At 68.7% G+C, this 1,659-nt stretch carries 2 protein-coding genes; one reads left to right on the top strand and one right to left on the bottom strand.

Annotated features, from left to right (window positions below; all coding sequences use genetic code 11):
* Positions 1-83 precede the first annotated feature (83 nt).
* A complete protein-coding gene (locus tag QZY48_RS03240) occupies positions 84-698 on the bottom strand; it encodes an SCO family protein (RefSeq protein WP_295427647.1) in 615 nt (204 codons plus the stop codon).
* Positions 699-782: 84 nt separating this feature from the next.
* Between QZY48_RS03240 and QZY48_RS03235 the strand changes: the two genes are divergently transcribed.
* Positions 783-1,589 (top strand): M90 family metallopeptidase, encoded by an 807-nt coding sequence (locus tag QZY48_RS03235; RefSeq protein ID WP_295427644.1) that lies wholly within the window; start codon positions 783-785, stop codon positions 1,587-1,589.
* Positions 1,590-1,659 lie beyond the last annotated feature (70 nt).

The following is a 1,659-nucleotide window of genomic DNA, read 5'->3' as shown; positions in this document are numbered from 1 at the left end:
GGAGAGAATCCAGGGCACTACGATAACCTCGACAACGACAACGACAACGACAACGACAACGACAACGACAACGACAACGGTTCCTAACCGGCTTCGAGTAGTTTACGGATGGCCGCGGTGATGACCGGGGGCGGGGTCGCGTGGTCGAGGGTCTGCACCAGGGCCCCGCGGGGGTCGACCAGATAGGTGTAGGCCGAGTGGTCGACCAGATACCCCAGCGCTGAGTCGGACTGTTCGACCCGCCGGTAGGCCGCCCCGTAGCGCCGCGCGGCCGCCGCGAGCTGGTCCGCGCTGCCGGTGACGCCGCGGATCCGGGGGTGGAAATAGCCGGCGTACCGGGCCAGCCGGCGGGGGTCGTCGCGTTGCGGGTCGACGCTGATGAACAGTACCTGGACGCGGGCCAGTTCTTCGGGGGTCAGGGCCTTGAGAGCGGCGGCAATGAAGGCCAGATTGGTGGGGCAGATGTCCGGGCACCAGGTGTAGCCGAAATAGATCAGCACCACCTGGCCGCGCAGGTCTTTCAGATCCAGGGTCTCGCCGCCGGCCGTGAGCCGGAAGTCGCCGCCGGTGGGCGGGGCGGCCAGTGCCGGGGGGCGATGTTGGTCGCCGGGCGCGGGGACCGGTTCCCAGAACCACAGGAGCCAGGCGAGGCTCGCCGCGAGGGCGAGGACGGCCAGGGTGAGCGGGGTGCGTTTCATGGTTTGCGGATCATACCCGCGCGGGCCTGCCGTGTGATTGCGTATTCTTCGCGTCTTAGGGTCCCGCTGAGGACGGAGGCTTGCATGGGTATTTTGACCGCTTGGTGGCGCTCGCGCATCCTGGCGCGGCAGCGGCGGCGCTATGCCCCGGCCGAGCGGGCGGCGGCCTGGGCGGCGCTCCCGCTGCTGGCCGGGCTGCCCCCGGAGCAGGCCGCCCGGCTGGCCGAACTGGCGCTGCTGTTTCTGCGCGACAAGACCTTCGAGCCGGTGCAAGGGCTGGTCCTGACCGCGCGGATGCGCCTGATCATCGCCCTACAGGCCTGTTTGCCGATCCTGGAGTTGGGGCTCGACTGGTATCGCGGCTGGTATGCGGTGATCGTCTATCCGGAGCAGTTCGTGTCCGGTCAAGAGTATATGGACGCCGACGGGCTGGTCTGGGTGGACGATCAGGTCAAGAGCGGGGAGGCCTGGGAGCGGGGGCCGGTGATCCTGTCCTGGGCGGACGTGGCGGCGGGCCTGGAACTGGACGGCTACAACGTCGTGGTGCATGAGATGGCCCACAAGCTCGACCTGCGCGACGGGGTCGCCAATGGCCGTCCGCCGCTGCACGCCGACATGGCGGGCGGGGCCTGGTCACAGGCCTTGTCCGCCGCCTTCGCGGACCTGGGGCGGCGCCTGGACGCGGGGCGGGACACCCCGCTCGACCCCTACGGCGCGGAGTCGCCGGGTGAGTTTTTTGCGGTCGCCAGCGAGGCCTTTTTCGAGACCCCGGCCCTGTTGGACGAGCAGTACCCGGCGGTCTACGCCCAACTGCGCGCCTTCTATCGGCAGGACCCGCTGGTGCGGCTGAGGCCGGGCGGCGCGCCGGTGAACGGGTGCGATCAGAACTGATGTGGTGACCGAGATCCCGGGTACGTTGTCGTTGTCGTTGTCGTGATCGGATTGTTCGATTACGACAACG

The organism is uncultured Thiodictyon sp. (genome assembly GCF_903828115.1).
GTDB lineage: Bacteria > Pseudomonadota > Gammaproteobacteria > Chromatiales > Chromatiaceae > Thiodictyon.
The sequence above is the reverse complement of the archived record's forward strand: the minus strand, read 5'-3'. Positions and strand labels throughout refer to the sequence as shown.